The sequence below is a fragment of the Paenibacillus sp. CAU 1782 genome (assembly GCF_054551715.1).
Window position 1 is genome coordinate 865,028 of the sequence record NZ_JBTOLL010000001.1, and the last position, 18,960, is coordinate 883,987.

The 18,960-nt window shown below is 52.5% G+C and carries 18 protein-coding genes; 3 read left to right on the plus strand and 15 right to left on the minus strand.

Translation table 11 applies throughout. The features are described 5' to 3' along the window. Nucleotides 1–6: 6 nt before the first annotated feature. The 9 genes from ACX93W_RS04235 to metH all read right to left on the minus strand — a co-directional run bounded on the left by ACX93W_RS04235 (nt 7) and on the right by metH (nt 13,108). On the minus strand, nt 7–1,644 hold the full coding sequence (locus ACX93W_RS04235) for a protein kinase domain-containing protein (protein ID WP_459391063.1): 1,638 nt from the start codon (nt 1,642–1,644) through the stop codon (nt 7–9). 102 nt (nt 1,645–1,746) lie between these two features. Beyond that, the gene (locus tag ACX93W_RS04240) at nt 1,747–2,763 is read right to left on the minus strand and encodes an SAM-dependent methyltransferase (protein WP_459391064.1); all 1,017 of its coding nucleotides are present in this window, start codon (nt 2,761–2,763) and stop codon (nt 1,747–1,749) included. Nucleotides 2,764–2,810: 47 nt separating this feature from the next. Further along, nucleotides 2,811–3,152 carry a cyclic-phosphate processing receiver domain-containing protein gene (locus ACX93W_RS04245; protein WP_459391065.1) on the minus strand — a complete coding sequence of 114 codons (342 nt, stop codon included), beginning with the start codon at nt 3,150–3,152 and terminating at the stop codon, nt 2,811–2,813. Between the two features lie 49 nt (nt 3,153–3,201). Beyond that, the gene (locus ACX93W_RS04250) at nt 3,202–4,011 is read right to left on the minus strand and encodes a DNA-formamidopyrimidine glycosylase family protein (protein ID WP_459391066.1); all 810 of its coding nucleotides are present in this window, start codon (nt 4,009–4,011) and stop codon (nt 3,202–3,204) included. Between the two features lie 7 nt (nt 4,012–4,018). Further along, nucleotides 4,019–4,855 (minus strand): TIGR01457 family HAD-type hydrolase, encoded by an 837-nt coding sequence (locus ACX93W_RS04255; RefSeq protein ID WP_459391067.1) that lies wholly within the window; start codon nt 4,853–4,855, stop codon nt 4,019–4,021. 4 nt (nt 4,856–4,859) lie between these two features. Then, nucleotides 4,860–6,161 (minus strand): ribonuclease H-like domain-containing protein, encoded by a 1,302-nt coding sequence (locus tag ACX93W_RS04260; RefSeq protein ID WP_459391068.1) that lies wholly within the window; start codon nt 6,159–6,161, stop codon nt 4,860–4,862. Beyond that, complete coding sequence (locus ACX93W_RS04265; RefSeq protein ID WP_459392006.1) at nt 6,158–8,446, minus strand: DEAD/DEAH box helicase; 2,289 nt, start codon at nt 8,444–8,446, stop codon at nt 6,158–6,160. The genes ACX93W_RS04260 and ACX93W_RS04265 overlap by 4 nt, the downstream gene beginning before the upstream one ends. Nucleotides 8,447–8,547: 101 nt before the next feature. Next, nucleotides 8,548–9,510: a ribonuclease Z gene (gene rnz, locus ACX93W_RS04270; protein WP_459391069.1), complete on the minus strand. Its 963-nt coding sequence runs from the start codon at nt 9,508–9,510 to the stop codon at nt 8,548–8,550. A 157-nt stretch (nt 9,511–9,667) separates the two neighbouring features. Continuing rightward, nucleotides 9,668–13,108, minus strand: coding sequence for a methionine synthase (gene metH, locus ACX93W_RS04275; protein WP_459391070.1), 3,441 nt, complete (start codon nt 13,106–13,108; stop codon nt 9,668–9,670). A gap of 141 nt (nt 13,109–13,249) precedes the next feature. Between metH and ACX93W_RS04280 the strand changes: the two genes are divergently transcribed. Continuing rightward, nucleotides 13,250–13,792 (plus strand): 1,2-dihydroxy-3-keto-5-methylthiopentene dioxygenase, encoded by a 543-nt coding sequence (locus ACX93W_RS04280; protein WP_459391071.1) that lies wholly within the window; start codon nt 13,250–13,252, stop codon nt 13,790–13,792. 87 nt (nt 13,793–13,879) lie between these two features. On the opposite strand, the gene ACX93W_RS04285 is transcribed toward ACX93W_RS04280, so the two are convergent. The 5 genes from ACX93W_RS04285 to ACX93W_RS04305 all read right to left on the minus strand — a co-directional run bounded on the left by ACX93W_RS04285 (nt 13,880) and on the right by ACX93W_RS04305 (nt 16,995). After that, the gene (locus tag ACX93W_RS04285) at nt 13,880–14,668 is read right to left on the minus strand and encodes an HAD family hydrolase (protein ID WP_459391072.1); all 789 of its coding nucleotides are present in this window, start codon (nt 14,666–14,668) and stop codon (nt 13,880–13,882) included. 21 nt (nt 14,669–14,689) lie between these two features. After that, on the minus strand, nt 14,690–15,118 hold the full coding sequence (locus tag ACX93W_RS04290) for a hypothetical protein (protein WP_459391073.1): 429 nt from the start codon (nt 15,116–15,118) through the stop codon (nt 14,690–14,692). A gap of 184 nt (nt 15,119–15,302) precedes the next feature. Next, nucleotides 15,303–16,292, minus strand: a complete 990-nt coding sequence (locus tag ACX93W_RS04295) for an aldo/keto reductase (RefSeq protein ID WP_459391074.1) — start codon at nt 16,290–16,292, stop codon at nt 15,303–15,305. Between the two features lie 21 nt (nt 16,293–16,313). Next, on the minus strand, nt 16,314–16,508 hold the full coding sequence (locus tag ACX93W_RS04300; RefSeq protein WP_459391075.1) for a DUF896 domain-containing protein: 195 nt from the start codon (nt 16,506–16,508) through the stop codon (nt 16,314–16,316). 211 nt (nt 16,509–16,719) lie between these two features. Further along, nucleotides 16,720–16,995 carry a LysM peptidoglycan-binding domain-containing protein gene (locus ACX93W_RS04305; protein WP_459391076.1) on the minus strand — a complete coding sequence of 92 codons (276 nt, stop codon included), beginning with the start codon at nt 16,993–16,995 and terminating at the stop codon, nt 16,720–16,722. Between the two features lie 279 nt (nt 16,996–17,274). Between ACX93W_RS04305 and lexA the strand changes: the two genes are divergently transcribed. After that, nucleotides 17,275–17,895 carry a transcriptional repressor LexA gene (gene lexA, locus ACX93W_RS04310; RefSeq protein ID WP_459391077.1) on the plus strand — a complete coding sequence of 207 codons (621 nt, stop codon included), beginning with the start codon at nt 17,275–17,277 and terminating at the stop codon, nt 17,893–17,895. Between the two features lie 150 nt (nt 17,896–18,045). Next, entirely contained in the window at nt 18,046–18,327 is a 282-nt protein-coding gene (locus ACX93W_RS04315; protein ID WP_459391078.1) for a hypothetical protein, read from the plus strand. An 86-nt stretch (nt 18,328–18,413) separates the two neighbouring features. Here the strand turns inward: ACX93W_RS04315 and ACX93W_RS04320 are convergent, their stop codons facing one another. Beyond that, nucleotides 18,414–18,893, minus strand: a complete 480-nt coding sequence (locus ACX93W_RS04320; protein ID WP_459391079.1) for a hypothetical protein — start codon at nt 18,891–18,893, stop codon at nt 18,414–18,416. Between the last annotated feature and the right edge of the window lie 67 nt (nt 18,894–18,960).

Here is an 18,960-nt window from a genome sequence, read left to right on the forward strand (position 1 = left end):
CGCTCTTCAGAGCTTCAAAACATCCCCAACAATAGGGCGAAAAGCCTTATCCAGCTCCTGCCCCAACACGGGATGCTCGGTGAGCCATCTCCCTCTCCAAAGCGTATCCAGCACCTCGCGGGCCGGCAACAACGGCACGACCGCGAGCGGAAGGGCCGGAAAGGAAGACAGCCACTCCTGCCTGCCCCGGAATTTCAAGTCCTTGTTGGCAATCCAGTGCAAATGCCGCCCCTCCTTCTCCAACTGCTCCTTAAGCGCAGCAAGCTTCAGAAGTTTGGGGATTTGCCATTTGGACAACGCAGGGTCGCCTACTGCAAGCACCAAGCTGGACTGGGACAGCATTCCTTGAAGAGCATCTCCATCCCAGCCGCTGGACAAATCGGCAATGACATATTCTCCTTCGGCCTCGCGCAGCGCTTGGCCAAGCAGCGCCGACCGGGGATTTGCGCTGCGTGATGATATCCCCTGAAGAGACAGCAATTGCACATGGATGGCGTTTTTTGCGCGGTTCAGCCCTCCCCGGCATATGCCCTGCTCCATATTGGGTTGACCCTCCCAGCAGCCCGGCAGCAGCTCCGTCCATTCGGACGCCAATCCGGCGTATTCCAACGCCGTTGTCGCCTTGCCCTCGCGAGCCAGCATCCAGGCAAGCGTCAGGGCCAGCGTGGTTGCGCCTGCTCCCGGAGTCAGCGACAAAACGCTGATCCATTTGGCCCGACTCCGGCGGAACGAGCCGCCTCCGCCGTAAGTCTGTTTCAGTCCTGCTTGCCGGCCGCCGCATTGCAGCATGACTTCGCGCACCTGGCGCATGCTCTGGGGACGGCGGCTTTTGTCCGGCTCCAGCATGTCGCTGAGCAGTTGGCGGGCCTCGGCGGTGAAGCGGCCCTCCAGCTTCGCCAACAGGCTTAGCTGCTCCTTGCGGCTGCCGTTCCCGATCATTCCGCCTCCCGATGCCAGGAAATACAACAGAGCGCCCAAGCCGTATACATCGCTTCTGGCATCGCTCTGGGCGCCCTGCCGCTGCTCCGGAGAAGCAAATCCCGCTGTGCCCAGCATAACCGTGTCATGGGTCTGTCCTACCTGAAATAAACGCGATATGCCAAAATCAATCAGCTTGACGTGTCCCCCGGCTCCAATCAGGATGTTGGACGGCTTCAAGTCCCGATGAATGACGGGAACCGGCTGCTCGTGCAGGTAAGAGAGCGCATCGCAAAGCTGGATACCAATCCCGAGCACGCACTCTTGCTCCAGTCCCCCCGAATGAACAGCTTCTATTCCCGTTATGCCCTCAAAATAGTCCATTACCAGCGCCTCGACATCATCAAGGCTTTTCGCCGGACAATAATCCAGCAGCTGCGGCAAATGAGGATGGTTAAGCCTCATCAGTGTGGCCGCCTCTTCACCCAACCCCTCTCTGCTATTTCCAGATACCCCGATTTTGACTGCCCGAACCATGCCTCCAAGTCGCAGATCCTCCGCCGCGTATACAATACCCATCCCGCCTTCTCCAATTATGCGTAAAATGCGGTATCGATCACCAATTATGTCGCCTTCATTTTTGCGGCGAGATCCCGGCGAACTATGACCTTGCAGCGGTGTTGTCCTTCTATATCCTTCGTTCACGCGTTCCATTTTTGGTTCCATCGTCATATCTCCTCTCAAGGCTTGGGCATAAAAAAATCCCGAACAATCCGTCAAAGACAGATCATTCGGGATTCTTTCCCTGTTTGCGTTATTGCCGAAACACTATTTTTTCTCTGCAAAAAGCGTTATTTCCTCGCGGTTATGAAACAACTGCTTGCTTCTCAGAATATGGAATCCCGTTCCGAGACGCTCTTTGACCTCCCGAATGCTTTGCAGCGGCTTGCGATGCATAAGCTTTACGGTAATAATGGCTTTTGCGCCTGGAGCCAGCGAATCCCTCAAATCAAGAACCAGCCTGCTCATTTGCATCGGACTCCAGCTCATATCACAAACAAGAAGGTCGTAGGAACCCTTCTCCAGCTTAATTTCCGAAGCGTTTATCTTCAGATGCCGGAGCGCCGGATGGCCTTGCAGGGAGGAATGTAATTCAGCGGGATCAACCGCCGTTACGTTTAGCCCTCGTTCCAGCAGCAGAGAAGTCCATCCGCCCGGAGCGGCGCCGATATCGATTGCTCGGGCAAATTGGCTATAGTCTAGACCAAAGGCTCTCTCCGCCTCCAGCAGCTTGAATTTGGCGCGGGATATCTGTCCGTCTTCCCGTTGGAAACGGACTGCGCCGCCCGGCCAATCCGATAGCATGTCATAGGGCGTTGCATAACCCGCGAACAAGTCATCCCGTGACGCATAAATCGAAAATATAACCTCGGGATGCTGTACATCGGGCTCAGCCCCTGCTTCCGTCAATACCGCTTCAAGCGCCGTTTTTGTTTCGGAAGCGCCATAGCTGAATGAGGAGCCGGCTGCTTTACGAAGATGAACAGCCGCTCTTTTCCCCTGAAAAAAAGACGAAGCCTCACGAAGAACATCGGCAAGCTTATCCAGATCACTGCTGTCGCCTGATGCGTCCAAAGAGATCTCGACGGGCTGAATATGGCGCAGAAACACTAGCTCGGAGCCATGCAGCGCATTCATCGTCGCGTCTTTGTCCAGCGGGCTTTCCATCCAGAAAACCTCGCCTGGAGAAAGCGGCTTGAAGCCGCAGCCCGGTATTATTTTTCGTATTTCTTCCATTGCATAAGGGGCATAGCCCTGATTAGCCGTTCCAATCCATAAACTCACGATGGGTTGCCTCTTTCATCCTGTCTTTTAGCGCGCCGCCCTCTGTCTCAGGACATTGCGGTGCTTGCGATTTCCTGAAGCAGTGAAGCCGGCATTGGTCCTCCGAACAATTGAGTGTCCGACGGAAGATGATGGCTCAATTCATGATACATGCTGACGCGGCCCGCTGCGCTGGAGGTATGGATATAGATACGGCGGGGAAACTTGCGGCTGGCGATTATATGCCGAACCACCTCCATGCCCGTAGGCTGTCCCCATCCCAAATCAAAGTCTAGCGACAGGATATCAACAGCCTCTGCCTCCAGCAGCAGGCGGCACTCCCGCGCATCCTTGGCGAGCACAAATCCGGCCGGGCAAGCCCGGTAGTCATCCAAATAGACATGAATCATGCGGCTTCCTCCTTCCCAATTCTGTTCGGCGCTGCCGTACAATCACTGCTTAGTTGACGGTTTGGCATTGCGGACAGCAATAGGCTTTGCGTGTCGCAACCGTTACTTTTGCTATTGTGCCGCCACAACGGCTGCACAGTTCGCCTTCGCGCCCGTATACCTGAAGCCGCTCTCCAAAGCCGCCGGATAACTCGTCTCCGGGAAAAAGCGGCTGGTTTTTAACGCCTCCGCTTGAAATCGACTGGCGAATCGTTTCGGCTATCGCTTTGTACAACGCTTCCCTCTGTTCGCGGCTTAGCTCCGGCACTTTGGCGTTTGGAGCAATGCCTGCCGCAAATGCGATTTCATCAGAATAAACCGGGCCAATGCCTGGCAAAAGCTTGGCATCCGTCAAGGCGGATTTAACATAACCCCGTTTTTTGGACAAGCTTTCATTCCATTTGGTCAATGTAAAGCGTTTGTCCAGTGGATCAAGCGCCTGGCCTCTTAAGCTTTCTTCCAATTGCTTCACTGACAGCAACCCGATCCCGTCGCTTTCCACGCCAACCAAAAAGAGGTTTTTGTCGCCAAAGGAAATGATCAAATCTCCCTTTATGCCCCTTGTTTCCTCCGCCGTGCAGAAATAAGGATAACCATGCTCATTAAAAGCGACAGTCAACCGTTTGCCGTTGTCCAGATGGAAAACGATCAGCCCATACCGGCGTTCCACAAACCAGATGCTTGTATCTACAAGCTCCTGCTCCTTGCTTTTTAACGGCTTAAATGCTTTGTTTTTTATAGTAAAGGCTGTAATCCGCAACCCTGCGCAGCGTTCTGCCAGCAAAGCCCGGTACAATTCCAGCTCCGGAAGCTCCAGCATGTAAATGTCATTCCTCCCTGATTGGCAACAAGCCTGTGTGCGCCGTTTGTTCACCGGCAATCCATTTCATTACATCATCCAAAGCTGGGCAGATCAAATCCGGTCTGCAGCCCGCCTTTTGCGCATACATCTCATAATTGTCACGGGTTGTTAATCCCGTCAGCACGAGCAGCGTGCCGCAACCGGCAGCTTTGCCCGCTGCTATATCCGTAGCCAAATTGTCGCCGATCACCCAGGTATCCTCCGCCTTGCAGCCCAATTGCTCTAAAGCGTAGTCCATTAAAATGGATGATGGTTTGCCGATCAATACCGGCTCGGCGCCGCTTGCGGCAGCCAGCATTGCTCCAATCGAGCCTGCGCCGGGTATAAAACCGTTATCCGATGGCAGAAGCAAATCGGGATTGGTCAACACATAGGTTGCGCCGCCTCTAATCCGGTCCACTGCAAGCGCTGCTTTTTCATATGTAAAGCAGCGGTCTATGCCCTGTACAACAAAGTCCGGCGCCTCGCCCTGAAGGTTTAACCCGGCATCCCGCAAAGACTCCAGCAATCCTTCCTCGCCTATTACATGGACGGTAGCCCCTGGCTTGCGGCTCGCTACATAAGCTGCGGCAGCTTGCGCCGAAGTGCATACATCGGCCGGTTCAGCGTCAATGCCCATGTCTCTCAACCGCTCGGCTACCTTGTTGGGCGAAGAGGACGAATTATTCGTAACAAAACGATAAGGCAAGCCTGCTTCCTTCAAGCAAACGATCAACCGGTCCGCGCCTTCAATGGCGTGTTTGCCGTGATAAATCGTGCCATCCAGGTCAATAAGCAGCGCTTTTGCTTTGAATGGTTCCAATTGTCTATTCCCCGCATTCCAAACGATGATGGACTCCCGTTTTGCGCCACAATCTCTCCACCCGTGCGCGCATGCCGTCCACATCGGATTTTCGTTTTCCTTTTCGCTTGAGCAGGGATTCCCGTTCCTCTGATCCCCGAAGCGCCAATTGCGCATAATGAAGACCCTGGTGCAAATCCTTAACCCGATGCTCAAAATGCATAGAAAGCTGGACGCAAGCTTCCTGGGCATCCGGACCGAGCCGGCTCCCGGAAATGCTGACGACCTTCTGCCACAATAACACAGCGCGCTCAAAGTTTCCAGCCTTCTTGTCACGTTCGGCTAGCTTCAGCCATAACGAGTTATCGGCATCCTTACCATCCGCCAAAAGGTACAGCGGTTCAGCCAGAGGGCCAAGCCCCATTTTCTCCAGCCACAAGCCGCTTCGGACAAGCTCTTCGGCTTCCTCCGGATAAGGAATGCGGTTAAAAATTTCGCCGCGAAGCAGCAGTCCAAAACGGACGGACAAGCAAACCAGAGACAACAAATCGCTTTCATTGTGCCGGAAGACGCCATCAAGAGGGGCGGGATCTCCGCTGGCCAAATATTGAAAATAGAGGCTAGGCGCAAGCGAACCCGGCACATCCTCCACGCGCTGTATGCCAAGTCTTTCTTCTTCCACATAACTCAGCTTAAGCGAAGGCAGCGTATTGCGCCAGATTGAACGCGACGGGTGCAAAAAATCCAGATGTTGCGGGTCTTCCGAAGGCAGAGGAATTGAATTCATAATCATTCGGCTTTTGACAAGGGGCCAATCGAAGCTTTTGCCATTGTAGGTCGCAAGATGACTGCAACGGCCGATCCGAAGCGCAAGGTCGTGCAGCATGGCACGTTCCTCCGAGGGATGGCGAATCAAATTTTGTTCCACGACCCAGAACCCGTTCTCCATATAGGATAGACCCACCATAAAGGGAACATTGCCGGTTCCCGAGCCAAGCCCCGTCGTTTCCAGATCCAGATAGAGTATGGCTTCCTCCCCTATTTCGCCACGGCTGTGATGAAACATCCGCAAACCTTCCTCGGCATCCCGCCATTCGCTCAGCGCATGTATGCCATGACGATGAGTAGCGGGATATTGAGTCCGGCGTTGAAGATAACTTCCCTTATCCGTTTGGCGCAAGACAACCCCCATTGCCCGCCAGGCCGCTTCAGCAGGGTCGGTCTCCTTCTCTTCCACTGACGAATCTGGCAAAGCTGCAGAACGGGAGGGCGATGTTTCTTCTCCCCCTCCGCGTAGCCTGTTCATTCTATCTCTGAAACCGCTCATTCCGCTCCACCTACTTCCGTAAGCAGCTGCATGGCCTGTTGCTTGCCCAAGAGTCCAACTTCCTCGATCGGACCAACGCATGCCGGGCAGCCGCTCAGACAGGAGCAGCGGGAAATAAGCGCTTTGGCCCGCCGGATCAGCTCGTCATGCACCTGGTACAGCCGCTCGCTCAGACCGATTCCGCCAGGATAACGGTCATAGAAATAAATGGTTGGGCGTCCGGTATGAACCGCCTTCACCTGAGGCACGACACGGATATCGAAGGGATCGCACATCAAGTACAGCGGGGCGATATGTACCAGAACGTTGGCGATGCCAAGCAGTGCAAACTGCATTTCGTTTTTGCTCCGCCGCGCCGCAGCTTCCTCGTTGAAGGAGAACCAGTAGCCGCTCGTATGCAGCTCCTCCTCCGGAAGATGGATGGGGCCGGAACCGATATTTTCATGAGTGCGCAAACGAATTTTTTTGAAAATAGTCGCCTTGGCGTTGACGGTCAACTCTCCATATTGCCGCAGCAGCTCTCCGGTTACGGCTTCCTTGTCCACATGAAGCACTTTCAGCTCCACTGCCAGCTGCGCATCGGTGTAATAATCGACGTCAACCTGCCGCACGTATGCTTTTTTCTCAGGGTGGTCCAGCTTTTCCACCTGGTATTGGACGCCTTCATGAATGTAGATGGCTTCCTCGTGAATAAGCGTTGGAGCGCTGAAACGGTCCACCTCTCCTAACACCCGGTGCTGGCTATCCGTCATATCGACAATAACGAAATTCTCCTGGGCGGCGGACCGCAGCGAAATGTTGTGGGCGGGAAAAGACTGGTTCATCCAATACCAACGGTCGTCGGCATAATGCAGCACCTTTTCCTCCACCAGAAACTCCATCAAATCCTCCAGTTTTTCGCCTCCGAAGGTTTCTCCTCTATTGAAGGGCAGCTCATATGACGCGCACTTTACATGGTCGATCAGAATAAGCAGGTTATCGGGATGAATAAGCGCCCGTTCAGGCGGGCGATTAAAGAAAAAGTCCGGATTCTGAATCATGTATTGGTCCAGCGGATTGCTGCTTGCCACCATAAAGGTAACCGAGCTTTCCTGCCGCCGTCCCGCGCGGCCGGATTGCTGCCAGGTGCTGGCTACCGTTCCTGGATATCCGTTAAGCACACAAGCCTGAAGCTGTCCGATGTCTATGCCAAGCTCCAACGCGTTGGTGCTGACAACGCCGCGAATTTCGCCGCTCCGCAGCCCCCGTTCGATTTCGCGCCTCAGGTTGGGCAGGTACCCTCCCCGATAACCTCTGATGGTTGACGGCGACAGCTTATCCCGCACCAGCTCCTGCAAGTAGGTCAGCAGAAGCTCGACCCGAACGCGGCTGCGCGCAAACACGATTGTTTGGATTCCCTGCTTCAACAGCCGCGCCGCCAGCTTCCTCGTTTCCAGCACGCTGCTTCTGCGGATGCCAAGCTGCTTGTTGACAACGGGCGGGTTATAAAACACAAAATGTTTTTCGCCCATCGGCGCTCCGTTGTTGTCAACCAGGGCCACCGTCTCCCCGATAAGCGCTTCCGCGTGCTCTCGCGGATTATCGATCGTTGCGGACGCGCAAATGAATTGCGGCTTGGATCCGTAAAAAGCCGCTATCCGCTTCAGACGACGAATGACATTGGCGACATGGCTGCCGAATACGCCACGGTAGGCATGCACTTCGTCGATCACGATATATTTGAGGTTTTCAAACAGCTTGACCCATTTGGTATGATGCGGCAAAATCGCGGAATGAAGCATATCGGGATTCGTCACCACGATATGTCCGGCATTGCGGATCGCATTTCGAACCGTGGGAGGCGTATCCCCGTCATAAGTGTGCGTCTTGATATCTACGTCCATCAAGTTCGCAAGCTCCTGCAGCTCCGCTACCTGATCCTGCGCTAGCGCTTTGGTAGGAAACAGATACAGCGCTCTTCCTTCATCATTGTCCAGCAGGCTTTGCAGAACGGGCAGGTTGTAGCAGTAGGTTTTGCCAGAGGCGGTCGGGGTTACCGCTACGACATGTTTCCCTTGGCTGACGGCATCAAAGGCTTCCGCTTGATGGCGATACAAGCCGTTAATGCCCCTTCCGCTAAGCGCATCCCGTAAACGCTGATGCAGCAAAGACGGCAGCGGCGCAAATTGAGCCTCCCTGGAAGGAATCGTCCTCCAGTGCGTTACGTTGCCCATGATCTCCGTGTCCTGTCGGATATGGTCCAGCCATTCCTCAAAGCTGCCAGCCTTGCCTGTCCATCTGTTCATACTCCCCATCACTCCCCGTTTCCGTTCCATGAAGCCTTGCCCCTCCCGGCAAAGGCTTCCGCTGTTCTATATTGTACAGAATACATGTTCGGTGCGCAATGCTATTTGCCCTGCATTTCATCGCGAACCGTGGAACGCCGGGGAATATCAACGCAGCTTCCATCTGTTGCAGCAAAAACAGACGGGAATACAGACTTGGCCTCTTCCTCCAGCTGCGACAACTCTTCGTTCCCGTATCTGCCGCTAAAATGCGTCATTGCCAGCTTTGCGGCTCCCGCAGCAAGCGCAGCTTTTGCCGCTTCGGTCGTTGTGCTGTGCCCGAATTCATGGGCTTTCTCTTCCAATCCGGCCGCAAAGGTTGCTTCATGCACCAGCAGATCGGCATTCCGCGCAAGCTCACCCACCGCACTGCAAGGGCTTGTATCGCCGAGTATCGTCACTACCCGCCCTGGCACCATGCCGTCGGTAAAGTCTTCCGGCTTCACAATGCTTCCGTCCGGAAGCTCCACGCTTTCTCCCCGCTTTAGCTTTCCGAAAGCGGGACCTGATTCCAAGCCGCGGTCCTTCAGCTTCTCCGCCATCAGCCGTCCCGGTCTGTCGTTCTCCGTCACGCGATAACCAAAGCACGGAACCCGATGATGAAGCAGCCGGGCATCGACCTGAAGCAGATCATCCCGGTAAAAGGCGTCAAGCCCTCCGTCTTCCTCCAGCTCGATAATGGTCAGCTCGTACTCCACATGCGTTCCGCTTATGGCGAAAGTGGTTTCCACATAGCTCTTTAACCCTTTTGGGCCATATATCTTCAGCGGGCTTGTCCCCCCGTCAAACGACCGGCTTCCCAGAAGTCCCGGCAATCCAAACAGATGATCGCCATGCAGATGCGTAATAAAAATCGCTTCCAGACGGGACAGCTTAAGCGGCAAATGAAGCAGGCTATGCTGAGTTGCTTCGCCGGCATCAAACAGCCACCAGCCGCGGGGCTCCGGAAGCTGCAGCGCAATGGCGCTTACATTGCGATGTTTAGCCGGCCGGCCTGCGCCGGTTCCCAAAAACCACATTTTCATAATTTCCTGATTGCCTCCTTCATACGGCACTCCTGTATTTAGCGAAAAAAGCCTCCTCCATCCGATCTTTCCAGTCGAATGGAGGAAGGCCCTTAAAGAGGTGGTTCAAAAAGTCTGCTTCCCATTACGAAATATGCCTAGCAGCATAACTCGATTTTTATACTTTTTCAACATTAAAATATTGCGCTTCCGGATGGGCGAACACCATTGCGGATACGGACGCCTCGGGCTCCATCATAAAACCTTCCGTCAGCTCCACTCCGATATCCTCCGGCTTCAATAGCTGGAACAGCGGCTCTTGGTCCTCCAAATTAGGGCATGCCGGATATCCAAACGATACACGGATACCTTGGTAACGCGCGCCATGTCTCTGTTTCATTGTCATTTCCGGCGGGTCAGGGTAGCCGGAAAGCTCGCGCATCATATGATGGATCTTTTCGGCAAGTCCTTCCGCGGTCTCCAGCGCAACGGCTTGCAGCGCATGGGAACGAAGATAATCGCCCTTGTCTTTCCACTCATTGGCTAATTCGCGAATGCCTTGGCCCGCAGTTACGACCAGGAAGCCAACATAATCCATTACGCCGCTTTCCACCGACTTCAGGAAATCCGCCAGACAAAGATGCGGCTCAACCGCTTGGCGCGGGAATGTAAACCGTTTGATCTCTTTGCCGGGTTCATCCGGATCATACACAATAACATCGTTGCCGCTGGACTGGGCCGGGAAAAAGCGGTACATGGCATGCGCACGCAGGTAACCTTCCTTGCCGCCCTCCGCAAAGATGGTTTCGACCGTGTCTTTCAAATGCAGCGCTTTTTCATTGCCCTCCGCCAACAGCTTTTCGACGGTTCCTTTAATCCCCAAATGATGGCCCAGCAGCATCTGCATATTGACATACGGCACGATATGCGGAATCGGCACGTCTCGCAGGACGTGGCGCTGACAATCCGGCGGCGCAAACACAGGAGCGTCCGGGGAAATTTTGGAGCGAACCGCCCGCGTCAGCTGCGGCATCGGTTTTACCGTCTCCTCTTCCGCTGCCCCGGAAGCTTTGTAAGCTGCCAATTCTTCTTCAAGACGCTGGCGATGCTCCGGATCCATCAGCTTGTTGGCGATATCCAGCCCGTCCATAGCGTCTTTGGCGTATAGAACCAATCCGTCGTATTCCGGGCCGATTCTCGTTTTAGTAAATTTGCGCGTAAGCGCAGCGCCTCCTACCAGTATAGGCGCGCTGATGCCCGCATTGCGCATATCCTGAGCGGTAATGACCATCTGCTGCGCAGATTTGACGAGCAGACCCGACAAGCCGATTGCATCGGCTTTTTCCTGGCGGTACGCTTCGATCAATTGTTCAGGCGGAACCTTGATTCCGAGATTGATGATTTTGTATCCGTTGTTGGAAAGGATAATTTCCACCAGGTTTTTGCCGATGTCGTGCACATCGCCTTTTACCGTGGCCAAAATAATTTTACCTTTGACGGAGCTTTCTTCCTTCTCCATAAATTGCTCCAAATGGGTGACGGAAGCCTTCATCACTTCCGCGCTTTGCAGCACTTCTGCAACAATCAGTTCATTGCCGTTGAATAATCGACCTACTTCTTCCATGCCCCTCATAAGCGGCCCGTTGATGATTTCCAGAGGCACATACTTTTTGAGCGCTTCGTCCAAATCCGGAATAAGCCCTTCCTTTGTTCCTTCCACAATGTAGGAAGCCAGGCGTTCCTCCAGCGTCAAGGTGGAGATTTTTTCTTTTTTCTCTACCTTTTTATTACGGAACGCCGCAACGAACGCCGCAAGCGTATCGTCATTGGTATCGTAGATCAGCGCCTCCGCCAGTTTGCGCTCCTCCTCTGGTATAGAGGCATAACGCTCCAGCTTTTCCGTGTTGACAATGGCATAATCCAGCCCAGCCTTAGTTGCATGGTACAGATAAACCGAGTTTAATACCTCGCGTCCTGCATCAGGCAGACCAAAGGAAATGTTGCTCAATCCCAGAATCGTTTTGGCGCGCGGGAATTTTTCCTTAATGGAACGAATGCCCTCCAGCGTCTCCACCGCAGAACCGATATATTGCGGGTCACCGGAGCCAACCGGAAACATATTAGGGTCAAAAATAATATCTTCCGAATTAATGCCGTATTTTTCCGTCAACAGCTTGTAGGAACGCTCCGCGACCTCCAGCTTGGCTTCACGGGAAACAGCTTGCCCCCGCTCGTCAATCAGAATCATAACAACGGCCGCGCCGTAACGATGGATAAGCGGAACGATCTGTTCAAATTTGCTTTCGCCATCCTCCAGATTGATGGAGTTAATGATGGCTTTGCCCTGTGAATATTTCAAGCCCAGCTCGATAATATGGTCATACGTGGAATCCAGCATGAGCGGCGCTTTAATCTTCTTGACCACCTGGGGCAAAAATTGCTGCACCGCGTACGCCTCGTCGATGTCGGTATCCTGCAGGTTGATGTCAATGACATGGGCGCCGCCCTTTACCTGCGATCTTGCGATTTCCGACGCTTCGTCAAACTTCTCTTCCTTGATCAGGCGTTTGAATTTGCGCGAACCGGATATATTTGTACGTTCGCCGATCATGATGGGGCGATTGTCATCCTCGATAAATACGGTATCGATGCCGGATACAGCATCGGGATGAGCTCCCATCGTTCTGCGCGGCTCGTAAGCCGCCATGGTTTCCGCCATGGCCCGGATATGGGCGGGCGTCGTTCCGCAGCAGCCGCCAGCCATATTCAGCCAGCCCTGCTCCGCAAACGCGGCAAGCTTGCGCGCCAGGGACTCTGGAGACTCGTGGTACTGCCCATTTTCATCGGGCAGACCCGCATTGGGGTAACAGCTGACTGCCGCACCGGCAATTTCGCTTAACGTCCGGATATGGTCGCGCATAAATTCCGGACCGGTGGCGCAGTTCAGACCGACCGATACGGGCTTCAAATGCTCCAGCGAGATATAAAAGGATTCGATGCTTTGACCCGCAAGCGTAGTGCCCATCGGCTCGATTGTGCCGGATATCATAATCGGCACTTCTATTCCCGATGTCTCAAACGCGTTGCGAATGCCGATGCTGCCTGCCTTGACGTTAAGCGTATCCTGCGAGGTTTCCAGCAAAAGCGCATCCACGCCCGCCTCCAGCAAAGCAAGCGCCTGCTCGTAATAGCTTTCTACAAGCTCGTCAAAAGTTACGCCGCCAGTAACGGACAACGTTTTGGTGGTTGGTCCCAGAGCGCCCGCCACATAACGAGGCTTCTCCGGCGTGCTGTATTTCTGCGCGGCGTCAATCGCAAGCTTGGCAGCCGCCAAATTGATCTCTCTTGCTTTTTCAGGGATATCGTAATCCGCCAGCACGACGCTAGTCGCGCCAAAGGTATTGGTTTCCAAAATATCCGCGCCCGCTTCCAGATATTGCTCATGGATGGACGTTATGACGTCCGGACGGGTTAATACCAGCATTTCATTGCAGCCGTCCAGCTCGGCTCCGCCAAAATCATCCTCGTTCAAGTCAGCTTGCTGAATCATCGTACCCATCGCGCCGTCCAGAATCAATATGCGCTCCTGGAACAGTTGTTGTAAGGTCGGCTTCGACACGTTGCTACACCCTTCCCGAAATCATTAACAAATAGTTTAGCAGAATCCCTTTTAGGTGAAAAGGTTTCTCATCGACATTTGATGCTGTTTGTTTTATAATTATTATATCATTTAATTTCTATTGGAAAAGAGGGAATGATCATGGCTGAAATTAGAATTCGCAACACAGAGGAACGTATTAAAGGAGAGGAAAACGTTCAAGCTTTCCTGAAAAGCCAAGGGGTTCTCTACGAACACTGGAATCCTGCCAAGCTGCCGGCAGAATTGCAAAATAAATTTGAACTGTCCGATGAAGAAAAAGCGCAAATCCTGGAGACATTCCAAGATGATATCAATAATCTTGCCGCTCGGCGCGGCTATCTGACATGGGATATTATTTCCCTCTCGGATGCGACTCCAAACCTGGATGAGCTTTTGAAAAAATTTGAAAATGTACACACCCATACAGAAGACGAAGTACGCGCCATTACAGCGGGACGCGGCATCTTTGTCATCAAGGGCGCTGACGAAGTTGGTTACTTCGATGTTGAGCTGGAAGCGGGAGATGTTATCTCCGTATCCGAGGACACGCCGCATTTCTTCACGCTGATGGAAAACCGCCAAATCGTAGCCGTTCGCCTGTTCATTGAAACAGAAGGCTGGATCGCGCATCCTTATGCTGATGAGAAATTCCAATCGAAATAAGCAGCCTCGCATTTAAAAATGCAGTAAAGCCCTCGCTCCGGCCCAAGCCGGGCGGGGGCCTTTTTTGCTACCTATAAACTTGCGTCTCTATTCCTCAAGCAGGGCCAAGAGCTCATGCAGACTGGAAATTTCATGACTAGGCACGATTTCATCATTCCGTACCGCTCCGTGGCGGTTAATCCAGACGGAGGTCATGCCAATTGTGTTGGCGCCCAAAATATCGGTAGTCAACTTGTCGCCTACCATGATCCCTTCCTCCGGCTCAATGCCGAGTCGCTCCAGCGCATGCTTGAAAATAGACGCCGCTGGCTTGCCTTCCCCGAATTGGCCTGAAATAATGATATGATCAAAATAAGGCATCAGTTCAGGCACCCCGTCCAATTTTTCCTGCTGCAAATCCGGGGAACCGTTTGTAAGCAGAAGCAGGCTGTACTTGCCCTTAAGAGCATCCAAAACGGCAAACGTTTCATCATAGACCAACGGGCGTTTCCGGCGCTCGGCTGGAAACTGCTCCGCAAGTTTTGCCCCAAGCTCTTCATTGTCTACGCCAAGCGCTTTGAGTCCAAGCGTCCATGCAGCCTTGCGGTAGCCTGGAGCCAGCGCTTGAAGCTTGCGGAACTCCTCCTGTTCGCCAGCGGTAAAGTTAGCCCAAAGCCCCTCGAAAGGATTGATGCCGATCATTTTTGTAAACGGAAACGTCTCATAGGACTCGTAAAGCGCTCTCGCTTCCTTGCGAACGGCTTCCTCAAGCTCTGCCCCATCAACCCCGGCTTCAGCCGCGCCTGCCTCGCAAGTTGCGTGGAAAGCTTCCTTTACGCTGCGGTCATCCCACAGCAACGTATCGTCCAAGTCAAATAATACCGCTTTTTTAGCCATGTTCCCCTACACTCCCATTTTTTATTTTTGCTCAAATTCGATACCGTGCGCTGCAGCAAACGATTCCAGCCTTGCCGCCATATCATCCGTTTTGAAACGGTTCAGCAAACGCGAAAAAGTCCAGCCTCCGCCTTTTTTCGGTCTTACGACAACATAACCTTTCAACACGGTAATCCGCTCAATATCGGCAGCCTTGACCCTTTTGTCGCCCGTAAAGCGGCGCGATTGCACATAATCCTTGCCAACGTTCAAATAAGGACGACGGAAGAAAAACAGCGCCGCCAGCGCGATATAGGCAATTAAGGTTGTCCAATACATTGCCCCGCCCTGGAAATTAGGATCGGTTTGCATGAGAACATTGTAAGCCCCTACAAACAGCAGCAGCATAACAGGCATAATGATATTGCGCCCGGTAAAACGGTCAATCTTCTCCGCGCTGGGAGTCATCATGCTGTGACCCTGTTTCTTCCTTGCTTTATTAATGGTACTCATATTTTTACGTACTTTGCGTTCCCATGAGCGTGACACTGCCATTCCTCCGCTTCATTATTATACATGCTGCTCTTTCCGGCAGCCGGAGCCTGCCTCTTGCCTATGTCGGAAAACCGAACCTTTGAACTCGAACGATTAGACCTTATAGCAAGGGACGGCGGAATTTCTCGATAAAACGATCCGGATAGTCCTGGGGCAGGGCGCTGGCCTGATCCAGCTTGTCCCATAGCTCCTGGGGCAGTTCCCAGCCCGCAGCCCCGATATTATCCTCAAACTGAGCCAACGTGCTGGCGCCAAAAATCGGCGAAACGATTCCTTCTTTCCCCAGCAGCCAATTAAGCGCGGTTTGGGCAGGCGTTTTTCCCACCTGACGGGCCGCGTCCAGCAGCGTATCCAGTATGTAAAAATTACGTTCGGTATTCCGATATTGCCACGAGCTTTCACCCGCTTTTGCCGTTAAACGGCCTTCCGTCGGCTCCTCGCGCCCGTATCTTCCCGTCAGGAAACCGCCTCCAAGCGGAGCCCAAGGAATGAGGCCAACCTTTTCCTCCAGGCAAAGCGGCATCATTTCCCTATCCATCTGCCGGCTGACAAGGCTGTATTGCGGCTGGAGCGATACAAACCGAACGTAACGGTTGACATCGCTGCAAGCCAGGCTTTTCATCAGCTGCCATGCAAAAAAGTTGGAGCAGCCAATGTAGCGAACTTTGCCCGACGTAACCAGATCATCCAAACTTCGCAGCGTCTCTTCGATCGGCGTCGCCTGATCCCAGGCATGAACCTGATAAAGATCGATATAATCCGTCTGAAGCCGCCTGAGGCTGGCATCGACCTCGTCCATGATGTGTTTGCGCGACAAACCAGCCCCGTTTACGTGAGGCGAGGTTACCATCCGAACCTTGGTAGCCAGCACTACCTCCGAACGCTTGCCTTGTATGGCCTTTCCGACAATTTCCTCCGAACGCCCGTTAACATAAACGTTTGCCGTATCCAGAAAATTGCCGCCCTTGTCCAGAAACCGGTGAATCATTTCTATAGAATCGCCTTCGCTGGTCGTATTGCCGAAAGTCATCGTTCCCAGACACAATTCGGATACTGCAAGCCCGCTTTTCCCTAGCAAATGGTAGTTCATCGGTTAAACCGCCCTCCAAACTTAATGCGTGATGTTGTTTTCTTCGTCTTCTACATATTTAATAGTGTCCAGCTGCTGCCTGAAATTCTGTTTGAAATTATTCAGGTATTGCTGGCGCAGCTCGTCACGCTCTTTTGTTTCTTCATCGCTTAGTCCTACCGTTTTGTTCTTGCGCGACAATTCATTAATTCTGGCAATCAACTTGTCAATATCCATTACTCTCTGCTCCCTCCGGTCATGCTGCAAAAATCACTTCTCCTTACTTTGACACTTCCAGCGCCTCATTGTCAAGGTATAAGCGACCTCTGCAAGCCTTTGAAAGCATACAAATAAAAAAGCAATAAGGCCTGCGTAACGCAACAGGCCTTATTGCTATCTATGACTAATGGGATATGAAGGAAGCGCGATGAGACAAAGTGATCCTTACTTATAATTCAGGAAGTATGAGCCTTTGGCCAGGCATGATGGCAGAGGTCTGCAAGCCGTTCCGTTCCTTAATCATGTGTACGACATACCGGATATCCTGACCCCCGTCGCTATGGCGACCGGCAATGCCCCAGAGAGTGTCGCCGCTGCCCACTGCAATTACAATTTCGTTACCGGAAGGTTCCGCAACCGTTTCCGGCAAAGCATTGGTCACGGCAATCAGAAAGCATGTGGACAACACCGCAAATAATACCGCGCTGACAATAGCTTTCAGCATGTGGCCTCTAATCCAATTGGCAACCTGCCGGAGACCGGAGATCTTCTCCTGTGTCTTTCCTATAGCGTTCATAACATGAATGGACTTGTAAGAGCTATTGCTTGAACTCATCATTAGCATATTCAGCACCCCAAACGTTTGTTCTGTTTTTAAGATAACACGAACAAATGTTTGCGGTCAATACAAAATGCGAACTTTTGTGCTTGAGAACTTATGTTTGTACGAACCTCGGTTCTGTGCTATAATTTGTCACAATAAGCATGAATGGAGATGATGGAAGTGTCGAAGATTTCCAAGCGACAAAATTCGATTCTTGATTTTATCAAGCAGGAAGTCAAGGATAAGGGTTATCCCCCGTCCGTACGAGAAATTGCCGAAGCTGTCGGATTGCTCTCCAGCTCCACGGTACACGGCCATCTGGACCGTTTGGAAAAGAAGGGTTTTATCCGCCGCGACCCCACGAAGCCTCGCGCGATCGAAATCCTTAACCAGGATCCCAATGACAACGTCATTCCGCTTCCCGTAGCGCAGGTGCCAATCGTGGGCAAAGTTACCGCAGGCCTGCCCATTACGGCGACGGAGAATATAGAGGATTATTTCCCGCTTCCTTCCCATTATGTAGGGGACAGCAACGTTTTTATTCTTAATGTTATTGGCGACAGCATGATTGAAGCCGGCATACATAACGGCGACTATGTGATTGTGCGACAGCAGCAAACGGCCAACAACGGCGAAATCGTGGTTGCGATGACGGAGGACGACGAGGCTACCGTCAAAACGTTCTACAAAGAGAGGGATCACATTCGCCTGCAGCCCGAGAATGCTTCCATGAAACCGATTCTGCTGCCTAATGTGACCATTCTGGGTAAAGTAATCGGATTGTTCCGCGACATTCACTGAAGTGCGACCAGCACCTCTCTCTGAATTCTTTTGGAGACGTTTAGCGGGGTGAGCAAGATGTTAACCTATTCTACAATATAAAGCGCAGGTTTCGGGATGCATTGCAGCATTTCCTTAGGACTTGCGCTTTTTGTCTACATAAGGAGGGCAATGATGATAGACCAACTGCCAGCAATTCTGGATCACAAAGTAAACCTGGACGAGATCCAGTCCGTTGCTTACGACTCGGAGACGATAAAGTCGGATAGCGGCGAAATCATTACGCAGCTTCGCTATTTTAGCATTGACACCACCTATGGTGAATACATAGAAATTCACTCCGATTCCGATGATGAGAAATATGCCTTGCTCTATGGGATGTTTTATTCCCAGTTGCCCGATCATGAGGAGTCGGAAAACGTCTCACTCGAGCTGTATCAAGCAAATAAATAAAGAAAAAGCAAAAACCATCTCGCAAGAGATGGTCCATCATTTGTGCGTATGAATGGCGGGGCCGCCCGTCCCTCCTGTTGTATTTCTTACCCTTCCCGTTTGGGCGCCCGCAGCTGTTCTCCCAGTTCCTCAATGTATTGAGTCATTTTATTGCTGATCTCCATCCGCAGCGCTTCCCGCGCAATGCCAAACCGCTCTTCGTATCCCCGGCACAAATAGCGGTGATACAGAATTCCGTCCCCGGTTTCATCCGTAAACACTTTAATGTTACGCCGTTTCAGAGATCGCTTCAGGTCATAATATTCATCCGTTGTACGCAACATAAATATTTCAAGACAACGAATGTTCAGGTCCTTGAGGGGAAGCCGCGACACGCGGATATGCTCCATCCCCTTCTGCAGCATTGCAATGATATGCGGAAACATAATGTAGTCGCGTATCATGGTCAATTCCTCTAATCCAGGACGGCCGCTAACGGGAATTTGGCCACGCTGGTCATGCTGCTCCTGATGTTCCGTCAAAAGCATCTTGGATTTCCATCTTTCGTTTCCGTCAAGCTTGCTCATTCAAAGCCCCCCGTTTTGTGCCGTCCGCCTCTGCTCGCAGCAGCAGAGCGAATGCGGTCCCGTAATG

Coding starts and splice junctions, on each gene's coding strand:
- ACX93W_RS04235 (WP_459391063.1), bottom strand. CDS start 1,644: ATGGAACCAAAAATGGAACGCGTGAACGAAGGATATAGAAGGACAACA.
- ACX93W_RS04245 (WP_459391065.1), bottom strand. CDS start 3,152: ATGATTCATGTCTATTTGGATGACTACCGGGCTTGCCCGGCCGGATTT.
- ACX93W_RS04250 (WP_459391066.1), bottom strand. CDS start 4,011: ATGCTGGAGCTTCCGGAGCTGGAATTGTACCGGGCTTTGCTGGCAGAA.
- ACX93W_RS04260 (WP_459391068.1), bottom strand. CDS start 6,161: ATGAGCGGTTTCAGAGATAGAATGAACAGGCTACGCGGAGGGGGAGAA.
- ACX93W_RS04265 (WP_459392006.1), bottom strand. CDS start 8,446: ATGAACAGATGGACAGGCAAGGCTGGCAGCTTTGAGGAATGGCTGGAC.
- rnz (WP_459391069.1), bottom strand. CDS start 9,510: ATGAAAATGTGGTTTTTGGGAACCGGCGCAGGCCGGCCGGCTAAACAT.
- ACX93W_RS04280 (WP_459391071.1), top strand. CDS start 13,250: ATGGCTGAAATTAGAATTCGCAACACAGAGGAACGTATTAAAGGAGAG.
- ACX93W_RS04285 (WP_459391072.1), bottom strand. CDS start 14,668: ATGGCTAAAAAAGCGGTATTATTTGACTTGGACGATACGTTGCTGTGG.
- ACX93W_RS04290 (WP_459391073.1), bottom strand. CDS start 15,118: ATGATGACTCCCAGCGCGGAGAAGATTGACCGTTTTACCGGGCGCAAT.
- ACX93W_RS04295 (WP_459391074.1), bottom strand. CDS start 16,292: ATGAACTACCATTTGCTAGGGAAAAGCGGGCTTGCAGTATCCGAATTG.
- ACX93W_RS04300 (WP_459391075.1), bottom strand. CDS start 16,508: ATGGATATTGACAAGTTGATTGCCAGAATTAATGAATTGTCGCGCAAG.
- ACX93W_RS04305 (WP_459391076.1), bottom strand. CDS start 16,995: ATGCTGAAAGCTATTGTCAGCGCGGTATTATTTGCGGTGTTGTCCACA.
- ACX93W_RS04315 (WP_459391078.1), top strand. CDS start 18,046: ATGATGATAGACCAACTGCCAGCAATTCTGGATCACAAAGTAAACCTG.
- ACX93W_RS04320 (WP_459391079.1), bottom strand. CDS start 18,893: ATGAGCAAGCTTGACGGAAACGAAAGATGGAAATCCAAGATGCTTTTG.